The 25,420-nt window shown below is 67.5% G+C and carries 25 protein-coding genes and 1 tRNA gene; 9 read left to right on the top strand and 17 right to left on the bottom strand.

Annotated features, from left to right (window positions below):
* Window positions 1–7: 7 nt before the first annotated feature.
* Window positions 8–1,789 (bottom strand): bifunctional alpha/beta hydrolase/class I SAM-dependent methyltransferase, encoded by a 1,782-nt coding sequence (locus V9K97_RS11365; protein ID WP_443303168.1) that lies wholly within the window; start codon window positions 1,787–1,789, stop codon window positions 8–10.
* Between the two features lie 40 nt (window positions 1,790–1,829).
* On the bottom strand, window positions 1,830–2,432 hold the full coding sequence (locus V9K97_RS11360; RefSeq protein ID WP_337318065.1) for a CDP-alcohol phosphatidyltransferase family protein: 603 nt from the start codon (window positions 2,430–2,432) through the stop codon (window positions 1,830–1,832).
* 82 nt (window positions 2,433–2,514) lie between these two features.
* Between V9K97_RS11360 and ruvB the strand changes: the two genes are divergently transcribed.
* From ruvB to V9K97_RS11345, 3 genes are all read left to right on the top strand, one after another.
* The gene (gene ruvB, locus V9K97_RS11355) at window positions 2,515–3,579 is read left to right on the top strand and encodes a Holliday junction branch migration DNA helicase RuvB (protein WP_126749416.1); all 1,065 of its coding nucleotides are present in this window, start codon (window positions 2,515–2,517) and stop codon (window positions 3,577–3,579) included.
* Window positions 3,580–3,585: 6 nt separating this feature from the next.
* On the top strand, window positions 3,586–4,557 hold the full coding sequence (dmeF, locus tag V9K97_RS11350; protein ID WP_337318062.1) for a CDF family Co(II)/Ni(II) efflux transporter DmeF: 972 nt from the start codon (window positions 3,586–3,588) through the stop codon (window positions 4,555–4,557).
* Between the two features lie 94 nt (window positions 4,558–4,651).
* Entirely contained in the window at window positions 4,652–5,521 is an 870-nt protein-coding gene (locus tag V9K97_RS11345; RefSeq protein WP_126749414.1) for a UDP-2,3-diacylglucosamine diphosphatase, read from the top strand.
* Between the two features lie 18 nt (window positions 5,522–5,539).
* Here the strand turns inward: V9K97_RS11345 and V9K97_RS11340 are convergent, their stop codons facing one another.
* The 4 genes from V9K97_RS11340 to V9K97_RS11325 all read right to left on the bottom strand — a co-directional run bounded on the left by V9K97_RS11340 (window position 5,540) and on the right by V9K97_RS11325 (window position 8,159).
* Window positions 5,540–5,791: a hypothetical protein gene (locus tag V9K97_RS11340; RefSeq protein ID WP_337318061.1), complete on the bottom strand. Its 252-nt coding sequence runs from the start codon at window positions 5,789–5,791 to the stop codon at window positions 5,540–5,542.
* 175 nt (window positions 5,792–5,966) lie between these two features.
* Window positions 5,967–7,247, bottom strand: coding sequence for a c-type cytochrome (locus V9K97_RS11335; protein WP_337318172.1), 1,281 nt, complete (start codon window positions 7,245–7,247; stop codon window positions 5,967–5,969).
* 16 nt (window positions 7,248–7,263) lie between these two features.
* Window positions 7,264–7,971 (bottom strand): c-type cytochrome, encoded by a 708-nt coding sequence (locus V9K97_RS11330; RefSeq protein WP_443303129.1) that lies wholly within the window; start codon window positions 7,969–7,971, stop codon window positions 7,264–7,266.
* Window positions 7,971–8,159, bottom strand: coding sequence for a DUF2970 domain-containing protein (locus tag V9K97_RS11325; RefSeq protein WP_258502426.1), 189 nt, complete (start codon window positions 8,157–8,159; stop codon window positions 7,971–7,973). The genes V9K97_RS11330 and V9K97_RS11325 overlap by 1 nt, the downstream gene beginning before the upstream one ends.
* A 97-nt stretch (window positions 8,160–8,256) precedes the next feature.
* Between V9K97_RS11325 and V9K97_RS11320 the strand changes: the two genes are divergently transcribed.
* The gene (locus V9K97_RS11320) at window positions 8,257–9,708 is read left to right on the top strand and encodes an aminotransferase-like domain-containing protein (protein WP_337318059.1); all 1,452 of its coding nucleotides are present in this window, start codon (window positions 8,257–8,259) and stop codon (window positions 9,706–9,708) included.
* On the top strand, window positions 9,705–10,364 hold the full coding sequence (gene alkB / locus V9K97_RS11315) for a DNA oxidative demethylase AlkB (protein WP_337296981.1): 660 nt from the start codon (window positions 9,705–9,707) through the stop codon (window positions 10,362–10,364). Before V9K97_RS11320 ends, alkB begins: the two co-directional genes overlap by 4 nt.
* Window positions 10,365–10,613: 249 nt before the next feature.
* Here alkB and V9K97_RS11310 read toward each other — a convergent pair.
* Window positions 10,614–10,690: transfer RNA gene (locus V9K97_RS11310), tRNA-Met, on the bottom strand.
* Window positions 10,691–10,838: 148 nt separating this feature from the next.
* Here V9K97_RS11310 and V9K97_RS11305 point away from each other — a divergent pair.
* Together V9K97_RS11305 and V9K97_RS11300 are read left to right on the top strand one after the other, a co-directional pair.
* On the top strand, window positions 10,839–11,504 hold the full coding sequence (locus tag V9K97_RS11305) for a sigma-70 family RNA polymerase sigma factor (RefSeq protein ID WP_337318057.1): 666 nt from the start codon (window positions 10,839–10,841) through the stop codon (window positions 11,502–11,504).
* A complete protein-coding gene (locus V9K97_RS11300) occupies window positions 11,501–12,811 on the top strand; it encodes a hypothetical protein (protein WP_337318056.1) in 1,311 nt (436 codons plus the stop codon). The genes V9K97_RS11305 and V9K97_RS11300 overlap by 4 nt, the downstream gene beginning before the upstream one ends.
* Window positions 12,812–12,832: 21 nt before the next feature.
* Here V9K97_RS11300 and V9K97_RS11295 read toward each other — a convergent pair whose 3' ends face one another.
* Complete coding sequence (locus V9K97_RS11295; protein ID WP_258502419.1) at window positions 12,833–13,612, bottom strand: enoyl-CoA hydratase; 780 nt, start codon at window positions 13,610–13,612, stop codon at window positions 12,833–12,835.
* 132 nt (window positions 13,613–13,744) lie between these two features.
* Between V9K97_RS11295 and V9K97_RS11290 the strand changes: the two genes are divergently transcribed.
* Window positions 13,745–14,371, top strand: coding sequence for a DUF2325 domain-containing protein (locus tag V9K97_RS11290; RefSeq protein ID WP_337318054.1), 627 nt, complete (start codon window positions 13,745–13,747; stop codon window positions 14,369–14,371).
* Window positions 14,372–14,389: 18 nt separating this feature from the next.
* Here V9K97_RS11290 and V9K97_RS11285 read toward each other — a convergent pair whose 3' ends face one another.
* Genes V9K97_RS11285 through V9K97_RS11275 form a run of 3 tightly spaced genes read right to left on the bottom strand, consistent with a single transcriptional unit; the run spans window position 14,390 to window position 18,137 of the window.
* Window positions 14,390–16,246 (bottom strand): M61 family metallopeptidase, encoded by a 1,857-nt coding sequence (locus V9K97_RS11285; RefSeq protein WP_258502416.1) that lies wholly within the window; start codon window positions 16,244–16,246, stop codon window positions 14,390–14,392.
* Window positions 16,246–16,968: a DsbC family protein gene (locus V9K97_RS11280; protein WP_258502415.1), complete on the bottom strand. Its 723-nt coding sequence runs from the start codon at window positions 16,966–16,968 to the stop codon at window positions 16,246–16,248. Before V9K97_RS11280 ends, V9K97_RS11285 begins: the two co-directional genes overlap by 1 nt.
* A 20-nt stretch (window positions 16,969–16,988) precedes the next feature.
* Entirely contained in the window at window positions 16,989–18,137 is a 1,149-nt protein-coding gene (locus V9K97_RS11275; RefSeq protein ID WP_258502414.1) for an FAD-dependent monooxygenase, read from the bottom strand.
* An 89-nt stretch (window positions 18,138–18,226) separates the two neighbouring features.
* Here V9K97_RS11275 and V9K97_RS11270 point away from each other — a divergent pair, with 89 nt between their 5' ends.
* Entirely contained in the window at window positions 18,227–19,108 is an 882-nt protein-coding gene (locus V9K97_RS11270; RefSeq protein WP_258502413.1) for an MOSC domain-containing protein, read from the top strand.
* Between the two features lie 116 nt (window positions 19,109–19,224).
* Here the strand turns inward: V9K97_RS11270 and rbsD are convergent, their stop codons facing one another.
* Genes rbsD through V9K97_RS11240 form a run of 6 tightly spaced genes read right to left on the bottom strand, consistent with a single transcriptional unit; the run spans window position 19,225 to window position 25,295 of the window.
* The gene (rbsD, locus tag V9K97_RS11265) at window positions 19,225–19,620 is read right to left on the bottom strand and encodes a D-ribose pyranase (RefSeq protein ID WP_337318052.1); all 396 of its coding nucleotides are present in this window, start codon (window positions 19,618–19,620) and stop codon (window positions 19,225–19,227) included.
* Window positions 19,617–20,585 carry a ribokinase gene (gene rbsK, locus V9K97_RS11260; protein WP_337318050.1) on the bottom strand — a complete coding sequence of 323 codons (969 nt, stop codon included), beginning with the start codon at window positions 20,583–20,585 and terminating at the stop codon, window positions 19,617–19,619. Before rbsK ends, rbsD begins: the two co-directional genes overlap by 4 nt.
* The gene (locus V9K97_RS11255; protein ID WP_337296970.1) at window positions 20,582–21,670 is read right to left on the bottom strand and encodes a LacI family DNA-binding transcriptional regulator; all 1,089 of its coding nucleotides are present in this window, start codon (window positions 21,668–21,670) and stop codon (window positions 20,582–20,584) included. Before V9K97_RS11255 ends, rbsK begins: the two co-directional genes overlap by 4 nt.
* Before the next feature lie 25 nt (window positions 21,671–21,695).
* The gene (locus V9K97_RS11250) at window positions 21,696–22,679 is read right to left on the bottom strand and encodes an ABC transporter permease (protein WP_337318048.1); all 984 of its coding nucleotides are present in this window, start codon (window positions 22,677–22,679) and stop codon (window positions 21,696–21,698) included.
* On the bottom strand, window positions 22,676–24,295 hold the full coding sequence (locus tag V9K97_RS11245) for a sugar ABC transporter ATP-binding protein (protein ID WP_337318169.1): 1,620 nt from the start codon (window positions 24,293–24,295) through the stop codon (window positions 22,676–22,678). The genes V9K97_RS11250 and V9K97_RS11245 overlap by 4 nt, the downstream gene beginning before the upstream one ends.
* Before the next feature lie 43 nt (window positions 24,296–24,338).
* The gene (locus tag V9K97_RS11240) at window positions 24,339–25,295 is read right to left on the bottom strand and encodes a sugar ABC transporter substrate-binding protein (protein WP_337318047.1); all 957 of its coding nucleotides are present in this window, start codon (window positions 25,293–25,295) and stop codon (window positions 24,339–24,341) included.
* Between the last annotated feature and the right edge of the window lie 125 nt (window positions 25,296–25,420).

The raw sequence follows: 25,420 nt of genomic DNA, 5'->3' as shown, positions 1-25,420 counted from the left end.
CCGGAAGTCACGCCACCCTCACCGCGAGCGAGACAGTAAAGATGCCCCACTCGTCGATGCGCTGGTCGATCTTGCGGAAGCCCGCTTCTTCGACCAGCTGGTCCATCTCGGCCTGCGTGCGGCGGCGCATCACCCAGGCTTCGCCCTGGCGATGGCTGGTGAGCGCGCGCGCAATCATCTCGAGCTGCGGGTGCCAAGGCTGGCCGGTGTAGACCAGGTAGCCGCGGTCTTCCACCGCATCGCCCACGCCCGCGAGAGAGCGGCGCACCATTTCATTGTCGGGAAAGAGTTCGTACAGGCCCGACACCACGGCCAGCGTGGGGCGCGGCGTTACGGTGGCCAGGCTGATGCGGTCGAAGGCATCGGCCTGAACGAACTGCGCGACGTCTTCAAGCCCCTTCTCGGCGATGAGCGCGCGCCCGTCGCGCACGTTGATGTCGCTGTAGTCGCGCAGCAGGATCGAGCTGGCCTTGACGGGGCTTGCGGTCACTGCGTCGAGCACGTAGCGGCCGTGGCCGGCCGCAATGTCCATCACGCGCACCTCGCGGTGCATTTCGGCCAGGCGTTCCATCGCGATGCGGATCAGCTCCTCGACATGGATTTTGCGCTGCCGAATGCCGCGCCAGCCGATCGAGTTCAGGTAGGTCTTGTCGATGGAGCGGCCGAGCGGCCCCTTGCCTTCCGGATGATTGCGGTAGACGTAGTCGAGCGTGCTGCCCGAATCGAAGCCGGTGTCGTGCCCCAGCTTCACGCCGCGCGAAAGGGTGCCGCCAAAACGCAGTCCGGCGCGTGTCAGCCCCCAGTAGGCGCCGCGCGGAGACAGCGGCGCCAGCGGCTCGGCCAGCGCGCGCGACTCGTCGGCCGTGTTGCCGCTCAGGTGCGCCGCGCGCAGGTCGACCGGTGCCGGCGGCTCCTCGAACAGCTGAAGGACGAACTCGCGGATGGCCTGCACCGCCGGTGCGCGGTCTTTCTCGCCCAGCGTGTCGTGGAAGAAGCCCGGCAGTTCCAGCTTGGTCTTGATGGCGCTGCCCAGCCGCTCGAAGAACTGGTGCTGCGGCTTGTGGTGCACCACCCAGTCGGCGCCCGAGATCAGCAGCTGAACCGGCTGCGTGATGGCATTGGCATCGGCCACCACGCGGTCGGCGGCTTCGTAGAGCCCCAGCAGGATGTTCACCGCAATGGGCCGTGAAATCAGCGGGTCGCTCTCGTAGCTGGCAATGCGCTCCGGGTCGTGCGTGAGGAACTTCGCCTTCACATAGCTGTTGACGAAGAACAGGCCGCGCAGCTTGTGCATCAGGCCCAGCCCGGCGCGCGCAAAAGGCACGTAGAGCTTGACCTTGAAAGCCGGCGACGCCAGCGTGAGCCCGCGCACCTTGGGGGCGTAGTCGTGCGCCCAGGTGGAGACCAGCACGGCCCCCACGCTCTGCGCAATCACGTGGATGTCCTGCTCGGCCACGCCGTGTGCGCTGCCGATGTGCTGCACGAAGGTCTGCACGTCGCGCACCGAGGTGGCAAAGCTCGGGCTGTAGCCGCGCTGGCCCGGCGAGCGGCCGTGGCCGCGGGCGTCCCAGGCAAAAAAGTCGAAATCGGGCAGGTTGAGTTCGTCGACCAGGTGCGCCATGCGCGCGCCGTGCTCGTGCCCGCGATGAAACAGCACGATCGCGCCGCGGCGCGCCGCACCCGTGGCCGGCCAGTGCCGGTAGAAGAGCGATTCGCCGTCGTGCGTGCGGAACTGGCGCTCTTGCGCCATGCGTTGGTTGGTGTTGGTATCGGTATCGGTATCGGTCATTGAATCCAGATCGCTGTTCTTTTGTTTGTTGTGCATGGGTTCATGCGGCTTCGGCCAGCGCGCGCCGCACGCGGTTGGCCACCGTCCAGGCGACCAGCGCAGCGAGCAGCGGCATCAGCCAGGCGGTCCAGCCCGGCAGGGGCCAGCCCAGCGCCACATAAAGGCCGAGCGCGCCGAACACGAAGGCGCGGTCGCTCTTGCCGAGCGGCCCGTCGTAGCGGCGTGAGGCGCCAACCGTGGAGCCGAGTGCGCCGGCAAACTCGCTCAGGCCCGCGAGCATGATCACCGTGCCGATCCAGAACGGGCTGAACGGCTGCACCAGCGCAAACGGCAGGTACAACGCGGCGTCGGAGACCACGTCGGTCAGTTCGTTGAGAAAAGCACCGAGCTTGCTTTGCTGCCCATGCTCGCGCGCCAGCATGCCGTCGATGGCGTTGAAAGCCATGCGCACGAACATCCAGGCGGGGATGAGAGCGAAGGCCGCCAGGGACGGCGCGGCGAAGAACAGCCAGAGCCCGAGGGCGACCGAAACCACGCACGCGGCCAAGGTGACCTGGTTGGCGGTGATGCCCATGGCGTGAAGCCGGCCGACGAGCGGCCGCAGCAGCGCCTGGAACCGAGGCTTCAGTTCGTAGATCGACACCCTTGGCTTCCCCTCGTTTGTTATATGGCCGGAGCATTTTGCCAGTGTGGCAGGCACTAAACTCAAGCCGAAGACCCCCCAAATGACCATTCAGACCGACGACTTCGCGCCCGCTCCTCCACGCGTGGTGTCCGCCGCCCCCGCGTCGCCCCAGGAAGAGGCGATCGAGCGGGCGCTGCGCCCCAAGCTGCTCGACGAATACGTCGGCCAGGCCAAGGTGCGCGAGCAGCTCGAAATCTTCATCGGCGCGGCGCGTAAGCGCAAGGAAGCGCTCGACCACGTGCTGCTGTTCGGCCCGCCTGGCCTCGGCAAGACCACGCTGTCGCACATCATCGCGGCCGAACTGGGCGTGAACCTGCGCCAGACCTCTGGCCCCGTACTCGAAAAGCCCAAGGACCTGGCGGCGCTGCTGACCAACCTCGAGCCGAACGATGTGCTCTTCATCGACGAGATCCACCGCCTGAGCCCGGTGGTCGAGGAAATCCTCTATCCGGCGCTGGAGGACTACCAGATCGACATCATGATCGGCGAGGGCCCCGCGGCGCGCAGCATCAAGCTCGACCTGCAGCCCTTCACGCTGGTGGGCGCCACCACGCGTGCCGGCATGCTCACCAACCCGCTGCGCGACCGCTTCGGCATCGTGGCGCGGCTGGAGTTCTACACGCCCGAGGAACTGGCGCTCATCGTGCGGCGCAGCGCCGGGTTGCTCAAGGTCGAGACCGATGAAGCCGGCGGCTTCGAGATTGCGCGCCGTTCGCGCGGCACGCCGCGCATCGCCAACCGCCTGCTGCGCCGCGTGCGCGACTATGCCGAGGTGAAGGGCAACGGCCGCATCACCGAAGACATCGCGCACAAGGCGCTCGCCATGCTCGATGTCGATCCGCAGGGCTTCGACCTGATGGACCGCAAGCTGCTCGAGGCCGTCATCCACCGCTTCGACGGCGGCCCGGTGGGCCTGGACAACGTGGCGGCCAGCATCGGCGAGGAGCGGGACACCATCGAGGACGTGATCGAGCCTTACCTCATTCAACAGGGCTACCTGCAGCGCACTCCGCGCGGGCGCATCGCGACATTGGCCGCCTACCGCCACCTGGGCGTGACGCCGCCTTCGAGCCGCTCCGACGGACAAGACCTCTTCGGAATCTGACGAACCATGCATACCCATGACCTGAGTGCCTGGCAGCACGACCATCATTTCGGCGCAGGCAACGAATCGGCCGAGCGCAGCACCCGCCTCGTGATGTGGATCACCGTCGCCGCGATGGTGGTCGAAATCGGCGCCGGCTGGTGGTTCAACTCCATGGCGCTGCTGGCCGACGGCTGGCACATGAGTTCTCATGCGCTGGCCATCGGCCTGAGCGCCTTTGCCTATGCGGCGGCGCGGCGCTACGCGCACGATCCGCGCTTTGCGTTCGGTACCTGGAAGATCGAAGTGCTGGGCGGCTTTGCGAGTGCGCTGATGCTGCTCGGCGTTGCGGTGCTGATGGTGGTGGGCTCCATCGAACGGCTTCTCTCGCCCTCGGCCATCCACTACCGCGAAGCCGTGGCGGTGGCCGTGCTGGGGCTGGTGGTCAACCTGGTCTGTGCGCGGCTGCTCGGGTCGGCGCACCACCACGGGCATGGGCACGACCATGGCCACGGACATGCGCATCACGACGATCATGGCCATGCACACGGCTCTCACGGCCATGACCTGAACCTGCGCTCCGCCTACCTGCACGTGGTGGCCGACGCCGCCACCTCCGTGCTCGCCATCGCGGCGCTGCTGGGCGGCTGGTTCTTCGGCTGGGCCTGGCTCGACCCGATGATGGGCATCGTCGGCGCGGTGCTGGTGTCTGTCTGGGCGAAGGGGCTGCTGAAGGAAACCGGCAAGGTGCTGCTCGACCGCGAGATGGATCACCCCGTGGCCGCCGAAATCCGCGAAGGCATCGAGACCGGCTTGGCCACTTCGGAAACCCGTGTGGCCGACCTGCACGTGTGGCGCGTGGGTCGCGAGGCTTACGCGTGTGCGCTCACGGTGGTGACGCATTCACCCACGCTGTCGGCCGACGAGGTGCGCGCCTGCTTCTCGATGCACGAGGAAATCCGCCACTCGACTGTGGAAATCCAACGCTGCGCAGCTTGAGCTGACCGCGTGGCGTGGCGTCCTGGCCACGCGTCACCGGAGTGTCACGGGAACGCCATCGCGCCGTCACGCCGCGGTGGGAGCCTACCCGTCCATGCAACGCGACGACGCTTTCCTCCGCGCATGGCGCGACACCGCGACCCGGGCCCCTGAGCCGGAGGACGACGATCTTGCGCGCCCGCCGCTGCGCTATCGCACCCTCTGGATCTCCGATTTGCACCTGGGTACGCCCGGCTGCCAGGCTCGCGCGCTGCTCGACTTTTTGAAGCACACCGAGTGCGAAACCCTGTTCCTGGTCGGCGACATCATCGACGGCTGGCAGCTCAAGCGCCACTGGTACTGGCCGCAGGCGCACAACGACGTGATCCAGAAGCTGCTGCGCAAGGCGCGCAAGGGCACCCGCGTGATCTTCATCCCGGGCAACCATGACGAGTTCGCGCGCAAGTACCTGCACCACAACTTCGGCGGCATCGACGTGGCCGAGGAATGGATTCATGAGACGGCCGATGGCCGCAAGCTCTGGATCATTCACGGCGACCTGTTCGACGGCGTGATCCAGTGCGCCAAGTGGCTGGCGCACGTGGGCGATTCGCTCTATGAGTTCACGCTCAAGCTCAACCGGCACCTCAACTCGCTGCGCGCGCGCATGGGGCTGCCGTACTGGTCGCTTTCCAAGTACCTCAAGGGCAAGGTGAAGCGCGCCGTGAGCTACGTGGGCGACTTCGAGAACGCGGTGGCGCGCGAAGCCCGCAAGCGCGGCGTGCAGGGCGTGGTCTGCGGCCACATCCACCACGCCGAAATGCGCGACATCGACGGCATCCTCTATTGCAACGACGGCGATTGGGTCGAAAGCCTCACGGCCCTGGCAGAGCATGCCGACGGCACGCTGGAGATCATCGACTGGGCGCAGCACATGCCCGTGCCCGCGAAGGCCGGCGCACAGCGCGAGCCCGTCGCAGCCTGACGAGGGGCGGCTCGGCGGCTACTGGTCGGCTCTTGGCCGATGTTGTGGCGACTGACCGAGGTGCTGTTCGCGCCAGCTGTCGTAGTGCCGCAGCATGGACTTGCCCACTTCGTCCGCCCAAAGCCACCAGGTGAGCGCAAGATTTTCTGCGCCCGTGGGCTCCGGCAGCGGGTTGGCCGTTGGGGCGGCTTGTGCCACTGGGTCTGGCAGTTCGTAGTCGCACAGCCGCTCGACGCTGGCGTGCGAGAAATTCGTAGCGACAAGGCTCAAGGTTGCTCTCCTTCGAGCGGCGCGTTCTGGGGCGCCTGGAACAACTCCCGTAACGAATTGGAACAGTAATGAGCGATGTGGCGCCTCGGGCAATTCCGGATGAAAACACAAGAACTCAAAAATGGAGACGCACGACCGCAATGCCGACCGTCTCCAAGGCGCCTATGCCGCCAACTCAGCGCCGCATCGTGTCGAGCTGTGTCACAGGCGGGCTGTCGTTGCCCCACGAACCGCGAACGAAGGTGAGCACCGCGGCCACGTCGCCCGCGTCCAGCAGGTGGCCGAACGGCGGCATGCCGTAGGGGCGCGGATTGCCTTCGGTGGCGGGCAGGTAGCCACCGTGCGCGATCACCTGGATCAGGTTTGCCGTTTGCGCCATGTTCACGGCGCGGTTGCCTGCCAGCGGCGGAAACGCCCCCGGCACTCCCTGGCCCTGGTCGCCATGGCAATAGGCGCAGCGCTGGTCGTAGATCTTTGCGCCTCGCGCCATCGTGCCGGCGTCTCGGCGCAGGACGGCGGCAGGTTGCGCGGGGGCGGCAGTTGCAGCCGGCGCGCCGGGCAGGTCTTTCAAATAGCTCGCCATCGCGGCCAGATCGGCCTCGCTCAGGTACTGCGTGCTGCGAAACACCACATCGGCCATCGGCCCCATGACGGAGCCGCGCGGCGCGATGCCGCTCTTGAGCAGCGCGACCACTTCGGCCGTGGGCCAGTCGGCCACGCCCGCCTCGTGCGGATCGGCAAGCGAGGGCGCGTACCAGTTCTCGACCGCGATCAAGCCGCCCGAAAGGCCGAGCTTGGTTTGCGTGGCGCCGAGTGAATCGCGGGGGCCATGGCAGGCGATGCAGTGGCCCAGCCCGCCGACCAGGTACGCGCCGCGGTTCCATTCGGCAGGCTTGCTTGAGTTCGCGACGAAGCCCTCGGGCTTGAAGGAAAGGGCCCGCCACACCGCCAGCGCGGCTTGCGTGTCGTAGGGGAAGCGCAGCCGGTGCGCCAGGTTGGGCACCGGCGCGGGCGGCACGCTGCGCAGGTAGGCGTAGATGGCGTCCGAATCTTCGCGCGTGACCTGGGTGAAGTTGGGGTACGGGAACGCGGGATACAGCAGCCGGCCGTCCTTGCTGCGGCCGTTGTGCATGGCGCGCCAGAAGTGCGCGCTGCTCCAGCTGCCGATGCCGGATTTTTCATCGGGCGTCAGGTTGCTCGAGTACACGGTGCCGAACGGCGTTTCGATCGGCAGGCCGCCCCCATAGGGCTGGCCGCCCCGCGTGGTGTGGCAGCCAGCGCAGTTGCCGGCCAGCGCAAGATAGCGCCCGCGCTCGACCTGCTGGGGCGTGGCGTTGAAGGCCTCGGCGTGTTCGGGCAGCGGGTCTTCGCCGCGCAGGTTCAGCGCCACGATGCCGCCGGCCGCGCCGCCGAGCAGCAGCACCAGAACGAGCAATGCCCAGCCGAGGTATCGCATCTTCTTCATGGCCGTCTCACTTCGGCATGCCGCCGCAGGCGATCGGCAGCGGTGCGGGCAAAGATGACACGGGCTTCGGGTCGGCCGGCATGGGCTGCACCGCGAGCCAACTGGCCACGGCGTTGATGTCGGCGGTGGTCATGCGGCGCCCGATCTCGGCCATGCAGTCGGGCGCGAGCGCATGCCGTTCGCTGGTGAGCCAGGCGCCGAGCTGCGACGATACGTACAGGCGCGGCAGCCCAAGCAGCCCGGGGATGGCCGGCTGCACGCCGGTGAGTGCTGCGCCGTGGCATTGCACGCAGGCCGGAATGCGGCGGGCCGTATCGCCTTCGAGCGCCAGCTGCCGGCCGCGCGCGAGTTGCGCGGGCGTTGCATCGCTCGCGGTCGAGCCGGACGGGTAGGGCAGGTCCAGGCCCGCAAAGTATTCAGCCATTTCCATCAGGTACGCATCGGAGAGGTGCTGCACCATGTAGGTCATGTCGGCATTGAAGCGCCGGCCGTCGCGAAAGCTCCGCAACTGGTTGAACAGGTATCCGGCGGGTTTGCCCGAAAGGCGCGGAAAGTAGCCGGCATTGGTTGTGGCGCCTTCGCGTCCGTGGCAGGCAATGCAGGCGGCCACGCGCTGCTCGATGCCGCCTGCCGCCATGGCAGCCCCGTGGCCGCCGAGCAGTAACGGCAATGCGATTCCTGCAAGGCCTCTGAAGAAGTGGCGGACGGCCTTCATCACGTGCCGGCCGCAAAGTGCGCAAGCGCCAGCAGCCCCGCAATGAGCAGCAGCACCGTAACCAGTGCCACGCCGATCAGCGGCAGCACCCCGACCTGCTCGGTGCGCCGGTCGGCATCGGCGCGTCGGCCGCCCAGCCCGATGAAACTCCAGAGAACAGCGCGTACCGCGCGCATGAGATTGACCATGCACCGACTGTGCCGCAACCGCACGCAAAAAAACAGATGCAGTTCCGGATCAAATCACCAGTGCAGATAAAGTCCCCCGGATGAAAGCAGCCCCGCGATGAAGCGCTACGAAGCCCTTGCCGCCGACATCGAGACATCGATTCGCCAGGGCACCCTGAAGACCGGCGACCGCCTGCCTTCGGTGCGGCAGACCGGCGAGAGCCGGGGCGTGAGCGCGTCCACCGTGTTCCAGGCGTACTACCTGCTCGAGGCGCGCGGGCTGGTGCGCGCGCGGGACCGTTCGGGCTACTACGTCACGGCGGGCGGGCTGCGCGATGCCCCGCCCGAGGCCAACCTCACCTCGCGCCCGGCCGAGGGGCCGAAGTCGCTCGACGTGAGCGGCCACGTGTTCGACATTCTCGAGGCCAGCATGTCGCGCAAGGTGGTTCCTTTCGGCTCGGCGTTTCCGAGCCCGCTGCTGTTTCCGCTCGCGCGGCTGGGCCAGTTCATGGCCGCCAGCGCCAAGTCGCTCGACCCGTGGAGCACGGTGGACGACCTCACGCCCGGCAGCGCGGCACTGCGCAGGCAGATCGCGATGCGCTACCTGGGCGACGGCATGCAGGTGCCGGCCGATGAGATCGTCGTCACCAATGGCGCGCTGGAGGCGCTCAACCTGTGCCTTGCGGCAGTCACCCGGCCCGGCGATTCGGTGATCGTCGAATCGCCCACCTTCTATGCGGCCCTGCAGGCGCTGGAGCGCATGGGCCTGCGCGCCATCGAGGTGCCGACGCATCCCGGCGAAGGCATCGACTTGGGCGCGCTGGAGCTCGCCATTGCGGCCCACCGGCCCAAGGCCTGCTGGCTGATGACCACTTTCCAGAACCCGCTCGGCAGCCTCATGCCCGATGCCAAGAAGAAGGCCTTGGTGGAGCTGCTCGCACTTCACGCGCTGCCGCTGGTCGAAGACGACGTGTACGCCGAGCTTTATTTCGGCGACCGGCGCCCGCCTCCGGCCAAGGCTTTCGACACGCAGGGCCTCGTGCTGCATTGCTCTTCGTTCTCGAAGTGCCTGGCGCCGGGCTATCGCATCGGGTGGGCGTCGGCAGGGCGCTTTGCGCGCTCGGTGGCGCGGCTGAAGCTGACCACCACGCTCAGCACCTCGGTGCCTGCGCAACTCGCGCTGGCCAGCTATCTGGAAAAGGGCGGCCTCGACAAGCACCTGCGCAAGCTGCGCCAGACGTTGGCTCTTCAGCAAGCGAGCTTTGCGCAAGCCGTGGGCCACTACTTTCCGGCGGGCACGCGCGCCACGCGGCCGCTTGGCGGGTACTTCATGTGGGTCGAGTTGCCGGCGCATGTGAACGCGCTCGACATTCATCGGCAGGCGCTGGAGCTTGGCATCAGCGTGGCGCCGGGGCCCATTTTTTCGGCGACGCGCGGCTTTGCGCATTGCCTTCGGTTGAACTACGGACATGCCTGGGACGTGCAGGCCGAAAAGGCGATGCAGACCTTGGGGCATTTGGTGGCCGAGGCCGCGGCCGGCAGCCCGGTGCGCGAGAAAATCGCGCCGTGACGCTCGATCTTTTTTCCGATGCTCCAGATGCCGACCTGCCGCGCGGCAAAGAGGCCATCGGCCCAGGCGCATTCGTATTGCGTGGTTTTGCGCTGCCCTTCGTTGACGAACTTCTGCCGGCATTGAACGAGGTCGAACAGCGCGCTGCCTTCCGGCACCTCGTCACGCCGGGCGGCCTCACCATGTCCGTGGCAATGACCAACTGCGGCCGCCTCGGCTGGATATCTGACCGGCGCGGCTACCGCTACGGCGAACTCGACCCTGAAACCGGCCGGCCGTGGCCACCGATGCCCGCTGTGTTCGAGCGCCTGGCGCAAGCAGCCGCGGCCGAAGCGGGGTACGAAGGCTTCGCACCGGATGCCTGCCTGGTCAACCGCTACGAGCCCGGCACGCGCCTGTCGCTGCACCAGGACAAGGATGAGCGCGACTACAGCGCGCCCATCGTCTCGGTGTCGCTCGGCATGCCCGCCACGTTTCTTTTTGGCGGGCTTGCGCGCGGCGACAAGGCTGTGCGCATTCCGCTCGGACACGGCGATGTCGTCGTCTGGGGTGGGCCGGACCGGCTGCGCTACCACGGCGTGCTGCCGCTCGCAGACCGACCGCATGCGCTGTTCGGCAGCCGGCGCATCAATCTCACTTTCCGCAAGGCGGGCTGAGCCAGGCGGCACTACATTCCGACCAAGTCAGACGGATGACTTGTCCCGCTTTTCTGTGCACAACTCTGTGGGTTGTCTGAGGACCCGGGTCGCCGGAGCAAGCACTGGCGCGGGTTTGCACCACATTGCCCGTTGAACGGGCACCGGCGCCGGCAGTGGAAAAAACGGCGTCGAAAAGAGCCAATCTTGCGAGCCGCGGAAAACAAAAAAGCCTTGCAAGTCGTTGACTTGCAAGGCTTTTAATGATCTTGGTGGCTCTTCACGGATTCGAACCGCGGACCTGTGGATTATGATTCCATCGCTCTAACCGACTGAGCTAAAGAGCCGTTCGGCGCAGTTTTGTGCCGAGCCCAAGATTATAGCGCAGGCTGCGCGCCTTCGATCAAGGCTTGGCGGATTCAGGAGGTGTCTTTTTTGCAAGGACCAACCCCGAAGCCGCCCGTCGCCCGTACAAGCCCGGGTGAGAATCCTCCGATGTCCGCGCTCCCCCGCGCCCCTTCCGCCAAAACCGCCACCGAGCGCGACGCCATGCCCGACGATCAGCTGATGCTGGCCTATGCGCGCGGCGACGGCGCGGCGTTCGACGTGCTCTACGCGCGCCACGAGGGCGGTCTGTTCCGCTTCGTCAAGCGGCTGCTGGGCGCTCGGCTGGCGGCGCAGGCCGACGAGGTGTTCCAGGACACCTGGGTGCGCATCATTTCCGCGCGCGACAGTTTTTCGCCGCAGGGCGCCGCCTGGCGCACATGGGCCTTCACCATTGCGCACAACCTGGCCATGGACCGGCTGCGCGTGAGCGGCCGAGAAGTGGCGCTCGACCCCCATCCGGACGACGGCGACGATGCCGTGCCCACGCTGGACCGTGGCGTGCGCGGCGCGGTCGATGCCGCGGCGCATCCGTCGGCCGAGGAACTCGCGTTCTGGCGCGCCGCCGGCCGCCGACTGCTGGCCTGCCTCGACGAACTGCCGCCCGAGCAACGCGCCGCATTCCTGCTGCACCATGAAGACGGGTTGACGGTCGAGGCGCTCGCGGCCAGCCTGGAAATCGGTTTCGAAACCGTGCGCAGCCGTCTTCGCTATGGGCTGCAAAAACTGCGTGGCTGCATGGAGCGCTATCTGTCGGTGCTGGAGCGGCGCGCATGAGCAGCGGCGGCAAGAACGGCAGCGGTTTCGAGAGCGGCGACAACGACGGCGCGTTGCACGACCCGGTGTTGCGCCGCGCCCTGGACCATGCGCCAGACAGTGGCGCCATGCCCGATCCGCGCACCCGCGATGCAATAAGGAAGATGGCGCACAACCTGGCGCCTGTTTCCAAACTGGAACCGATATCCGACGGCGAGGGCGTCGCACCGTGGTGGCGCCGTTTGTTCGGCGCCGGAGAAGCGCACTCCCGCATGCCGTGGAATGCGGCCTTTGCGACGGTGCTCGTGGCCACCTGCGTGACCGTGCTCTGGTACCGCGAACCGATTCCCGATGCGCGGCTCGATGGAGAGGCGCAGGTTGGCGGAGCCGCGGCGCCGGCGCCTGTGCAACCTTCGGCGCCCAGTCCCGCGGTTGTCGCACCGGTGCCGCAAGCACCGGCGATACGTGAGGCTGCGCCCGTCCAGCCGGCTCCGAAAGCCACCGAACCTGCGCGCGATTCCGCGAATGAGGGGTCGGTCAGGAGCAGGGCCGATGCGTTGCGCCGGCCTGCTCCGGCGCCTTCCGGCAAGCAGGCCGCGACCACGCCGGAGATGGACAGGAAGACGTTGGAGGTGCCGCCGCCCGTAGCCGCGGCGCCTCCGGCACCAGCACCAGCAGCAGCACCAGCACTACCGCCTTCCGTTGCAGAGCAATCCGCGGCTGAGCCCCGGGCGTTCCCGCGCACGGAGGACCGCCGTCCAACCGAACCGGAAAGTGACCGCGCCAGCGGGGCCATCGGTGGCGCGCCCGCGATCGCGTCTGCTCCACCCGCCGCGCCCATGGTGCTGGCAGGTCCCCCGTCAGTGCAGCGCGAGTCTGCGGACAGCAGCGCGCCGGCGTTGTCCGCACAACGCAACGCCAATGCCGAGTCTTCCCCCGCCATGCGCCAGGCACCCGCTCCGCGCGCGGCAGCTGCCGCCAAGGGTGCAAGCCCGCAGGGCGATATGTCGCAGTTCTCGGCGCTGGACGGCTGGACGTCCTTCAACTACGTGCGTGCGGGGCAAGCCGTGCGCCATGCGCGCGGCGACGTCGAAGGACTGGCGGCATCGGTGAATTCGGTGGCGCGCTCTGCCACCGTTCCCGGCGGCGACTTGGCCGCGCCCGTCGAGGCGCGCCTGGAGCTCTATCGCGGCACGGCCCTGCTCGCCGTGCTCGAGATCGCGGGCGACCAGGTGCGATGGAGGCCGCAAGCGGGCGGCCGTCCATCGATCGGTACGCCGCAGGCATCGGCGCTTGCCGCACTGCGGGCGCTGCTCACGCGCAAGTAGCAGCAGAGCGCCGCGGCGACGTCAGGCGTTCTTGAAATCGGGCTGGCGCTTGTTGAGGAAGGCGTCCATGCCTTCCTTCTGGTCGGCCGTGGCAAACAGCGCGTGGAACAGCCGGCGTTCGAACATCACGCCGTCGGAGAGGCCGCTTTCGAAGGCGCGGTTGACCGATTCCTTGGCCGCCATCACCGCGATCTGCGAATAGCCGGCAATGACCAGCGCGGCGCCCAGCGCCTCTTCGGCCAGCTTTTCATACGGCACCACGCGGCTCACGAGGCCCGCGCGCTCGGCTTCGGCCGCGTCCATCATGCGGGCGGTGAGCGCCATGTCCATCGCCTTGCTCTTGCCCACCGCGCGCGGCAGGCGCTGCGTGCCGCCGGCGCCGGGGATCACGCCGATCTTGATTTCGGGCTGGCCGAACTTGGCGTTGTCGGCCGCGATGATGAAGTCGCACATCATCGCGAGCTCGCAGCCGCCGCCCAGCGCAAAGCCGCTCACGGCTGCGATCACGGGCTTGCGGATCGAGCGGATGGTTTCCCAGTTGCGCGTGATGTAGTCGCCCTTGTAGGTGTCGATGAAGCTGTACTTGGCCATGGCCGCAATGTCGGCGCCGGCCGCAAAGGCGCGCTCGCTGCCCGTCAGGATGATGCAGCCGATGGCGTCGTCGGCATCGAAGGCCTTGAGCGCGGTGCCCAGCTCGGTCATGAGCGCGTCGTTCAGTGCATTGAGCGCCTTGGGACGGTTGAGGGTGATGATGCCGACCTTGCCTGCTTCGGTCCGCACTTCGATGTTTTCGTAGCTCATGGTGTCTCCGGGGGAAAGAAAAAACGCCTCGCTTCACTATACCCAGCATCCGATGCAGGCCTTCCCTGTCGCGCCGGGTAAGACTTTAGTTGAGAATTATTCTCATCTAGAATCGCCGCCATGGAGTTCCCGATGCAAGAGCAAGAACCAGCGCGAGAGCAAGAACATGCCGTGCTGCTGCGTGCGTATGCGCGCGTCCAGGAGCGCTGCTCGCGCCTTCTGGCCGAACAGGCCGCGATGATCGAACGGCTCGAGGCGCAGGTCGTGCGGCTGCGCGGTGCGCTGGTGGCGCGCGATTCGGCAATCTCCATCGTGCGCGAGGAACTCGCGGCACGCGCTGCCGTTGGCAACGCATTGCCGAAGCGCCTCGACGCGCTGCTGGCGCCGGCAAGCCGGCGCCGCGTCATGCCGTCGCTTCACGACGCGCCTGCCGACCTTCGCGAAAAAGCGGTGCTGTGCGTGGGCCGCGGAGAAGAGGCGCCATCGCTTGCGCGCCAGCTGGTGGAGATTGCCGGCGGCCGCTATTTGCACCATGACGGCGGCGACGATGCCGACGACCCCGCGCTCGAGGCCGGCCTGCGCGCCGCCGACCTGGTGATCTGCCAGACCGGCTGCGTGAGCCACGGCGCTTACTGGCGCGTGCAAGACCATTGCCGGCGCACCGGCAAGCCCTGCGTGCTCGTGGGCGAACCCCAGCCGATTCAGTTCGTGCGGCAGCAGCCGGCCGCCGAGCCCGCCGCGCAAGACGAGCGTCGGTAGTTCAGCGAGCGCCTCGGCTCAGCGCCGCGCGTCGGGCGCGAGCCAGGCCGCCACTTTTGCCGCGTCGTGCAGGAACAGGCGCCACGTTGTGGCACCTTCCGGCCGCACCAGCGGCAGCCTCAACAGCTTGCGGTCGCGCGCCACCAGCGCGGTGAAGCGCGTGGCATCGCCCAAATACAGCGCCAGGTCGTCGAGCTTGGTAATGCGCCAAGCCTGCGCGGGCCGCTGCTGTCCCTTCTTGCCGACGGCCGGCAGCTCGATGCCGATCCATTCGTCGTTGGCCGAGAAGCCGGCCTTTTCGGCCGCGCCGCCGCGCAGCACGACCTTGACCTGAACGCTGCCGTTCGCTTCGGCCACGCGCAGGCCCAGTGCCTGCGCCGGCTGCGACGGATCGTCGAGCGCCGCAACGCCATGCGCGCGCAGCAAGTCTGAAAGCGGCAGCTCGTCGGTGGAGTGCACCCACTGCGCAATCTCCGCTGAATAAGAGCGGCCGCCCACCGCTTCGAGCGCAGCGGCCATGTCGGCTTCGCTGGTCGGACCTCCGCCGCTTTGCACCCACAGGTGGCGCATCACGTCGTCGAGCGTGCCCTTGCCTTCGCGTCGCAGCGTGAGGTCGAAGCACAACGCCACCAGCGCGCCCTTGGTGTAGTAGCTCACGGTGCTGTTGGGCGTCTGCTCGTCCTGCCGGTAGTATTTAATCCAGGCGTCGAAGCTCGCGTTGGCCACCGGCTGCACCAGCCGGCCCGGCGTCTGCAGCACCTGGTTGATGGTCTTGTTGAGCAGGCGCAGGTAGCCCGCGTCGTCGATGCGGCCGGCGCGGCGCAGCAGCAGGTCGTCGTAGTAGCTGGTAAAGCCCTCGAAGAACCAGAGCAGCTGCGTGTAGTTTTCGCGGCTGTAGTCGTAGTGCGCGAATTCCGCCGGACGCATGCGCTTGACGTTCCAGGTGTGGAAATACTCGTGGCTGATCAGCCCCATCAGCGTGGTGTAGCCCTCGGGCTGCTTCTTGGCGCCGCGCTGCGGCAGGTCGCGCCGGTTGCAGATCAGCGCCGTGGAATGCCGGTGCTCGAGGCCGCCGTAGCCGTCGTCCACCGCGTTGAGCATGAACACGTAGCGGTCGATAGGCAGCTTGGGCCCGCCGCGCTTGCCCGCCTTGTCGCCATGCCAGAAGCGGATTTCGGCTTCGCAGATGGCCTGCGTGTCGGCGATGAGCCGCTCGCCGTCGAACGAGGCCGCGGCACCCGCGATGACGAAGCGGTGCGGCACGCCGCAGGCTTCGAACTCCGCGCTCCAGAAGGCGCCCATCTCGACCGGGCTGTCGGCCAGCTCGTCATAGCCGGCGGCCAGGTAGCTGCCGAAGCCGTGCTTGTCGGTCTTCGACGGAACAAGGGCGGTGGCGCATGACCAAGGCGCGTTTTCAGCCGGCAGCGCAGGCGGAACGATGTCCAGCGCATGCGGCGCATCGGTCTGGCCCTCGACCCGCAGGCACAGGCTCGTGCCGTTGAAGAAGCCGCGCTCGGCATCGAGCCACGCGGTGCGCACTGAGTTGTCGTAGGCGCACACCTGGTAGTGCAGCACCAGTGGTTGGCCCGGCACGCAATCGATCTGCCAGCTGCACTTGTCGAGCTGCGTCAGCACCGGCTTGCGGCGCCCCTGCACGGCGCGCAGGCCCTGCAGGTTCTTGGCGAACTCGCGCACCAGGTAGCTGCCCGGAATCCACACCGGCAGCGTCACGCGCTGCTGCGCGGAGGGCGCTTCAATGGTCAGCGTCACGCCGAAGAGGTGCGCATGCAGGTCCGCGCATTCGATGCGATAGCGCACCGCGGCGGCCGGCGCAGCCGCTCGCGCGCGCCGAGAAGCGGTCGTCGGCGCGGCCATCAGTTGGTGGAAGCGGTGAGTTGCTTTTCGACCTGCTCTGCCGGAATGGCGCCCGGCGTGCGGGTGCCGTCGGCGAAGATCAGCGTGGGCGTGCCGGTGATGTTGTACTTGCGGCCGAACTCCACATTGCGCTGCAGCGCCGTCACGTCGCAGCTGCTTGCAGCGGCGGTGGGCTTGACGTTGGCTTCCATCCAGTCGCCCCAGGCCTTGCCCTTGTCCTTGCTGCACCAGATGTCACGCGACTTGGTGGCCGAATCGGGACCGAGCACCGGGTAGAGAAACAGATAGACGGTCACGTTGTCGACCGTCTTCATGTCTTTCTCGAAGCGCTTGCAGTAGCCGCAGTTCGGGTCTTCGAACACCGCGAGTTTGCGCTTGCCGGTGCCGCGCACGATCTTGATCGCGTCCTTCACGGGCAGCTTGTCGAACGAAACCTGGCTGAGCTTCTCGATGCGCTCCTCGGTCAGGTTCTTGCGCGCATTCACGTCGATGAGGTTGCCCTGCAGCAGGTAGTTGCCCTGCTCGTCGGTGTAGTAGATCTGGAAGCCGTTCACGCGCACTTCATACAGGCCCGGCAGCGGCGACTTGGTGACTTCGTCGATGGCCGGAAACTGCGGAATGCGGGCCTGCAGGTTCTTGCGGATCTCGGCTTCGCCGGCAAGGGCTGTGACAGCCGCGCCCAGGGTGCAGGCGGCGAGAAGAAGGTGGCGTGCGAGTTTCATTGAAAGTCCGGTCGATGGATTCATGCCCTCAAGCCCATCGCCTGGCTGGCGATCCAGTGCTTGAGGAGGCGCGTGCGGTCGAAGCCGCGCATGCCCCAATTGCGCAGCGCGGGCAGGGGCCCCGTGCTGTGCGAAAAAAGTTGCTGCAGGCCGTCGGTGGCCAGGCTCATCTGGAGCACGTCGGCGCGGCGGGCGCGCTCGTAGCGGCGCAGCAGGCGCGCATCGCCCACGCTGCGCCAGTACTCGCGCTGCTTGATCACCTCGGCCAGCATGGCCGCATCGGCCAGGCCTAGGTTGAGGCCCTGGCCCGCGAGCGGATGCACGGTGTGGGCGGCATCGCCGGCCAGTGCCCAGGATTGAGAGGAAGGGGCAGAAGCACCCTGCGCCTGGTTGGGCATGGCGCCGGTCCAGCGGTCGGCAATGGCGCGCGCGAGCGGCCAGGCGGCGCGTTCGCTCGCGAGTTGCAGCGTGCCCAGGGCGCCATGGCTGGCCTCGGTCACGGCGGCGTTGAATTCTTCAGTGCTCTGGGCGAGCAGCGCGGGCGCGCGAAGCTGGTCGACCGACCACACCAGCGCGACCGAGCGGCCGTGCACGCCCCCCATCGGCAGCAGTGCCAGCACCTCGCCCTTGTCGTTGAACCACTGGCGTGCCACGCCGTCGTGCGACTGCGCCGCCTCGAGCCGCGCCGCAATCGCATGCTGCGGATAGCGCGTGACCGCGTAGCTCACGCCGAGCGCTTCGCGCGTGGTGCTGGCCTTGCCTTCGCATACCACCGTGAGCGGCGCTGGGACGGGATCGGCCACCACCTCGACCTGGGGCTGGAAGCGGACCGCGTCCGCCAGCTGCTTTTCGAGCGCGGGCACGTCGACGATCCAGGCCAGCGCCTCAACCTTCTGGCGCACGGCGTTGAACTGCACGCGGCCGCCTTCGTCGCCGTTCACGAGCATTTCGCGCACCGGCGTGGCATGCGCGGCATCCGGCCAGGCGCGCAGCGATTCGAGCAGCTTCTTCGACGCGGTGTTGAGCGCGTAGGCGCGGATGTCGTCCTTGCCCGCCGTTGCGGGCGGAGCCACCAGCGCAACGCGCACGCGTTCGCGCGCAAGCAACAGGGCCAACGTCCGGCCGACGATGCCGGCACCGCGTATGCAAACTTCAGGGGGGAGGGCCATCGGCCCATTGTAAGAACTATGCCCAGGCCCGGGCTCGCCCCGGAATGGCCGATGCGGGAGAATCTGCGCCGAATTCCAAGGAACCCCACGTGCCACAGCCCGCTTTCGATCTTCAGGCCACCATTGCGCGCCTGTTCGTCTATCCCGTCAAATCATGCGCGGGGGTCGAGCTCCCCGAAGCGCTGCTGACCGAAACCGGGCTCGAGTTCGACCGCGCCTGGATGGTGGTCGATGCACAGGGCGAGTTCGTCACCCAGCGCCAGCTGCCGCGCATGGCGCTGATCAAGCCGCAGATGAAGCAGATGGAAGTGGTGCTGCGGGCGCCCGGCATGCTGGCGCTGCACCTCGCGTTCGACAAGGTCGAAAAGCCGGTTCGCGCGAAAGTCTGGAAAGACGAGGTCGCCGCCTACGACATGGGCGACATCGCTGCGCAATGGTTCAGCGACTTTCTCTCCGAGCCGGGCAAGCCGCAGACGCTGCGCCTGGTGCGCTTCGATCCTGAGCAAAAGCGCCTCTCAAGCCTGGATTGGACGGACGGCGTCGAGGCGACGAACCAGTTTGCCGACGGCTATCCGTTGCTGGTGGCCAGCGAGGGTTCGCTGGCCGAGCTCAATGAGCGGCTGGCCGCCGCGGGGCACGATGCGGTCGGCATCGAACGCTTTCGTCCCAATATTGTGCTGGCCGGTATCGAGTCGCACGACGAAGACCGGGTCGACGCGCTGCACATCGAAACAGCCGAAGGCGAGGCCGAGCTCAAGCCCGTGAAGCCCTGTACGCGCTGCCCGATTCCGGACATCGACCCGGCCACGGGCGTCAGCAGCCCCGAGGTCGGCGACATGCTGCGCACCTACCGGGCGGACGCGCGCGTCGACGGGCGGATCACCTTCGGCATGAACTGCATCGTGCTGCAGGGCGTGGAGCACATGCTCAAGGTGGGGCAGGCCGTGGGCGCGAATTACCGCTTTGAATAGACAGCCGGGGCTGTTCCCGATTTTTCCAGGAATGCCGCGGAACCGCCTTTGCCGGGCCGCAGGCATTGCCCCCTGCAAGGGGGGTGGAGGCCACACGAAGTGGGCAAGCCTGGGGGTTAGCCAAATGCGACACCGGCTATCAGCATGATGTTTGCGTAGGGCGTGCACTCGCCCGTGCGCACGATGGCGCGGGCCTTTGCGCTGCGGCGCTTGAACTCTTCGTGCGACACGGTTTGCGGCGCAATGCCGAGCGATTGCGGATACCAGGCGGGCAGGGCCTTGGCGCCGTTCAGGGCCTCGTCCGCCACCACGATGCTCTCGACCTGCATCTCCGACAGAACGGCTTGAAGCACCTCGGTGAGCAGCGGCACGCCGCGTGTCACCGCAAGGTCGATGCGCCGCGGACCGTCGGGAATCGGCAGTCCCGCATCGCCGATCACCAACATGTCGCCGTGGCCGAGAGAGGCGATGACCTGGGAGAGTTCGGAGTTGAGCAGGGCGGTACGTTTCACAGCGCGGTCCAGTCAGGGGGCATGGGGCTTTGCAGCACGGCATTGCGCTGCGGAATGGAAGGTTGGGCGCCAGGCTGCTGAATGCACAGCGCGGCCGCGCGGATGCCGAGGCGCACGGCTTCGTCGAACGACTGGCCTTCGCCCAGCGCAACCGCCAGCGCACCGAGAAAGGTGTCGCCCGCCGCGGTGGTGTCGACCGCCTGCACCTTGGGTGCGGGATGGTGGCGCGCGCCATCGGCATCGACGGCCACCGCACCGCGCGCGCCGAGCGTGACGACCACGCGTTGGATGCCCTTCGCACGCAATGCATGTCCGGCCATCGCGGCTTCCTGCGGGCTATCGGCGACCTGCCCGCACAGCGCCTCGGCTTCGAGCTCGTTGACGACCAGCGTGTCGATGCGCGGCCACAGCGGCTCGGCGATGGGCTGCACCGGCGATGGGTTGAGCAGCACCTTGCAGCCTGCGTCGTGGGCCACCGTGATGGCGCGGGCAACCTCGTGCATCGGTGTCTCGAACTGCGCCACCAGAAAGGCGGCGCCTTGCAGCTGTTGCCGCAGCGCCGCCTCGTCGATCTCTACCTTCGCGTTGGCGCCGGGGATCATCACGATGCGGTTCTGGCCGCTGTCCTCCACCAGGATCAACGCCGTGCCGGTGGGCTCGCTGCCATCCGTGCGCAGTGCGGCGGTGTCGATGCCGTCTTGCGTGAGCGCGGCGCGCAACGCCTGGCCATGCGCGTCGTTGCCGACGCAGCCGATCATGCTGACCTTGCCCCCTTCGCGTGCGCAGCTCACGGCCTGGTTGGCGCCCTTGCCGCCGGGAATGTGGGCGATCGAGCGGCCCAGCAGGGTTTCGCCGGCGGACGGCGCCTGCGGCACGCGCAGCACGATGTCCATGTTCAGGCTGCCGAGCACCACGATGCGGGGCGGCTGCTGCGCAGCGCTGGTAGAAGAAGGCTGGGAACTCACGGGGCGCGGGACTTTCGGTTTTCCGTTGAAGAAGGAGCAGAAGCAGCAGTGGAGGGGGCGCTCGCCTCGCGGAAGCTGGCGTGCCGCGCCGTCGAGGCGCGCACGCGCAGCTCGGGCTGCAGCACCACCTTGCGCGCATCGCGCCGCTTGCCGCCCACGCGCTCCAGCAGCATGTCGACCGCCAGTGCGCCGATGCGTTCCTTGGGTTGCGCCACGGTGGTGAGCGGCGGGCTGGTGTAGGCCGAGAGTTCGATGTCGTCGAAGCCGACGATCGAAAGATCATCCGGCACATGCACGCCGCTTTCATGCGCCGCGCGCAGGGCGCCGATGGCCATCAGGTCGTTGCACACGAACACGGCCGAAGGCGCGTGCTCGGTGCGCAAGATGGCGTGCATCGCCTCGTAGCCGCCTTGGCTCGTGAAGCCGCCGCGCCACAGCAGCGCGTCCGCATTGGGGGCGGCGCCGGCTTCGGCCAGCGCCATGCGCCAGCCTTCGATGCGCTGCTCGCTCGGCATCACGCCCACTGGCCCGCCAATGCAGGCAATGCGCTTGTGGCCGAGCGACAGCAGGTGCCGCACCGCGAGCAGGCCGCCCTGCATGTGGGCCGTTTCCACCAGATCGCAGGCCGGGTCGGCAATCTCGCGGTCGACCAGCACCGTGGGAATGCGCAGGCCGTGCAGTTGCGTGACCAGCGAGTCGTCGTCGCCCGCGCCCGTGGACACCACGATCAGTCCGTCGATGCGGCGCTCGGCCAGCACCTGCAGGTACACGCTCTGGCGGCGGGGCTCGTCGTCGGTGTTGCACAGCACCAGCGTGTAGCCGGCGCCAAAGCAGCGGTCTTCCACGATGCGCACGATCTCGGCGAAGTAGGGGTTCGAGCTGTTCGGAATCAGCATGCCGAGCGTCGAGGTGGTGTTGCTCTTCAGGCTGCGCGCCATCGCGTTGGGCACGTAGCCCAGTTCGCGGATGGCCTGCTCGACGCGCTCGCGACCCTTGGCGCTCACGTGCCGCGTGTCGTTGACCACGTGCGAGACGGTGGTAACCGAGACCCCCGCGCGCAGCGCGACGTCCTTGATGGTGGCCATGGCGTGTTCCCCTTTTATTGCGGCATCAGGCCAGGCGGCGATCGGCCCGACGCTGGCGCAAGGTGTCGATGATCACCGCAACCACGATCACCGCCCCGGTGATGATCCGCTTGCTCGGCTCGCTCGCGCCCACCTGCGCGAGCCCGGCTTCGAGCACCGCGATGATGAGCACGCCGAAGAAGGTGTTGACCACCGAGCCGCGTCCGCCCATGAGGCTGGTGCCGCCGATGACGACGGCCGCGATCACCTGCAGCTCGATGCCGACGCCGGCATTCGGGTCGGCCGCCTCGAGCCGTGCCGACTGCATCAGCCCCGCGAGCCCGGCCAGCAGGCCGGTGGCCGCAAACACGATGATGCGGATAGGCCGCGGGTCGATGCCCGCGAGCCGAATCGCTTCTTCATTGGTGCCGATGCCCACCACATGCCGGCCGAACACCGTGCGCGTGAGCACCAACTGGCCCGCCGCCACCAGCACCACCGCGAGCACGAAGGCCGCGGAGATGCCGCCGACCCAGGGCGCAGCCAAGCCGGAGATCGCGTCGCCCACATACTGCGTGCGCGAATCGGTGACCAGGTAGGCACCGCCTCGCACCGCTTCGAGCATGCCCAGCGAGACGATGAAGCTCGGAAGGCGCCATGCCACCGACACCGCGCCCGTGACCGTGCCGCACACCAGCCCGGTCGCAAGGCCCAGCGCGGCAGCCACCGGCACCGGGAGCTGCCACTGCAGGATGGCAGCGGCCGTGACCGCGGCGCTGAGTGCGAGCACCGAGCCCACCGAAAGATCGATGCCCGCGATGATCAGCACGAAGGTCATGCCGACAGCCATCACCGCAAGCGCGGGAATTTCGTTGGCAATCGAGATGAAGGTTTCGCGGGTAAAGAAGTACTCGCTCAGCGAACCGAAGAGCACGACCATGCCCACGAGCACGACCGAGAGGCCAAGGTAGGTGCCCAACTGGCCCTTGAGAGCGGAGGGCTGGGCGGATGTAGCGGCGGCTGCGTTCATGGTGTCTCGGCGGAGGCTGGTTGGGCCTTGTTCGAATCGGAAATGGCAGATCCCGCCGTGGCGGGCGTTGGCTCGGTGGCGCGTCCCGTCGCGTCGCTGAATGCCGCGGCGAGCAGCGATCGTTCGCTCCATTGGCCGCGCTCGAACACCGCGACCAGCCGGCCGGCGCTCATCACGCCGATGCGGTCGCACATGGCCATCAGCTCGCGCAGGTCGCTCGACACCATCAAGAGCGCCTTGCCGGCGTCGGTCATGCGGTCGAGCTCGGCATAGAGATCGGCCCGCGCACCCACGTCCACGCCGCGCGTGGGCTCGTCGAGCAGCAGCACCTTGCATTCGCGGTGCAGCCAGCGCGCGAACACCACCTTCTGCTGGTTGCCGCCGCTCAAGGTGGCAACGGGCTGCTCGATGCTGCGGGAGCGGATGCGCAGCAGTTCCACCAGCCGCCTGGCAATGCCGCGCTCCTTGGCGCGTTGCAGCCAGCCGGCATGCGAGATGGCGCCCAGGTCGCTCAACGTGGCGTTGACGCGAATCGATTGCGTGAGCAGCAGCCCTTGCGACTTGCGGTCTTCGGTCACCAGGCCGATGCCCGCGCGGATGGCCTGCATCGGCGAGCGCCAGCCCTTGTGGGCGCGCTGCACCGGTTGCGTGCTGGAGACACCGTCGTAGAGAAGAATTTCGCCGCGGTCGGCTCGGTCGGCACCGAACAGCAGCCGCACGAGTTCGGTCCGGCCCGAGCCGACCAACCCTGCCAAGCCCATGACTTCGCCCGCATGCAGGTCGATGTCTACGCCTTTCACGACCTCTGAACGGCCGATGCCCCGTGCGCTCAGTAAAACGGGTCCTGCTACGCGACGGTCGCGCCCTTCGTGCTCATGCACCGCACGGCCAACCATGCGCTGAACCAGTTCGGACTCGCGCACGCCGGCCATGGCGCGCACGTCGACCAACCGGCCGTCGCGCAGCACCGCCACGCGGTCGGCGATGCGCTGCAATTCCTCGAGTCGGTGCGACACATAGACGATGGCTACGCCGCGCGCCTTGAGCAGCTCGATCTGCTCGAAGAGGTGCGAGGTTTCGCGCGGCGTGAGCATGGCTGTGGGCTCGTCGAGCACCAGCACGCGCGTGTCGTCCTGCAGGTTGCGCGCAATTTCGACCATCTGCTGCTGGCCGATGCCGAGCCGCGCCACGGGCGTGGCCGGATCGATGTTCTGCATGCCGATTTTTGCGAGCTGCTGCGCGGCCAGATCGTGCAGCTTGCCGCGGCGAATCCAGCCGGTCTGGTTGGGCAGCCGGTCGAGCAGCAGGTTCTCGGCCACCGACAGCGTGTTGACCAGCCCCAGCTCCTGCATGACCATGCGCACGCCCAACCGCTCGGCGTCGCGGCGCGATGCGGGCTGGAACGGCCCGCCGCCCAGCAGCATCTGGCCGCGCGTCGGCTGCACCAGGCCGCAGACGATTTTCGAGAGCGTGCTCTTGCCGGCGCCGTTCTCGCCCGTGAGCGCGAGCACCTCGCCGGCATTCAGCACAAGAGAAACGTCGTCGAGCACCGGCGCCGCATAGTCCTTGCCGAGCGCGCTCAGCGAGAGCACGGGCGGGGCAAGACCTGTATTCATGGCGGCGGCGGATGCGTTCAACGGCGACTCTTTTTGTTGTTGCTTACTTGGCCGACGTCTTGGTGACCAGCACCACGTCGGTCTTCACTTCAGCCGGCATGCTCGACTGCGGCTTTTTCTCGGCCAGCGCCTTGAGCGCGGTCTCGATGCCGAACACCGCCTGCTTGGCTGCGAACTGGTCGGCGGTGGCAAGCACGCGGCCGTCCTTCAGCATCGGCTTGATGGCGCCGATGTTGTCGTAGCCCACCACCAGCACCTTGCCGGTCTTGCCCGCGGCCTTGACGGCAGCCACCGCGCCGAGCGCCATGCTGTCGTTGCCCGCGAGCAGCGCCTTCAGGTCGGGATGCTCGCGCATCATGCCGGCGGCCACCGTGTTGCCCTTGTCGATTTCCCACTGGCCCGACTGCACGCCCACCACCGTCACGCCGGCGGCCTTCATTGCGTCCTGGTAGCCGAGGGTGCGCTGCTGCGCATTGAACGTGGTCGACACGCCTTCGATGATGCCGACCTTGTCGCCGGCCTTCAGGCTCTTGGCGAGTTCATCGCCCACCAGCTTGGCGCCGGCGCGGTTGTCCGGGCCGACGAACGGCACCTGGATGCCCTTTTCCTTCAGCGCGGCGGCGTCGAACTGGTTGTCGATGTTGACGACCAGGATGCCCCGGTCGATGGCCGCCTTGACCACCGGCACCAGCGCCTTCGAATCGGCTGGCGCAATGACCAGCGCATTGATCTTCTGCGCCATCATCTGCTCGACCATCTTGATCTGGGCGGCCGTGTCGGTCTCGTCCTTGATGCCGTTGGCCACCAGCGTGTATTGGGAGGCGTTGGCTTTCTGGTGCGCCTTGGCGCCGTCTTCCATGGTGCGGAAGAATTCGTTGGCCAGCGACTTCATGACCAGCGCCACCTTGGGCTTTTCCTGGGCGAGGGCGGGCGTGGCGGCAAAGGCGCCCAGCAACGTCAGTGCGGCTGCGCTTTGCAGCGTACGGCGGGTGAACTTCATGGTGATGTGTCTCCTGAGGTGGTTGAGCGGGGCGCCGGTCTTGGCCGGGGGCTCCGATATTAACTAACGAAAACGTTTGCGCAAACGTTTGCTTGATGGGTCTAACCCTGAGGTTTCAAGCCGTC

It is taken from the genome of Variovorax sp. CCNWLW186 (assembly GCF_037203865.1).
In the GTDB taxonomy this organism is placed as follows: domain Bacteria; phylum Pseudomonadota; class Gammaproteobacteria; order Burkholderiales; family Burkholderiaceae_C; genus Variovorax.
Note: the sequence above shows the minus strand (reverse complement) of the source record. Positions and strands in the feature narration are given on the sequence as shown.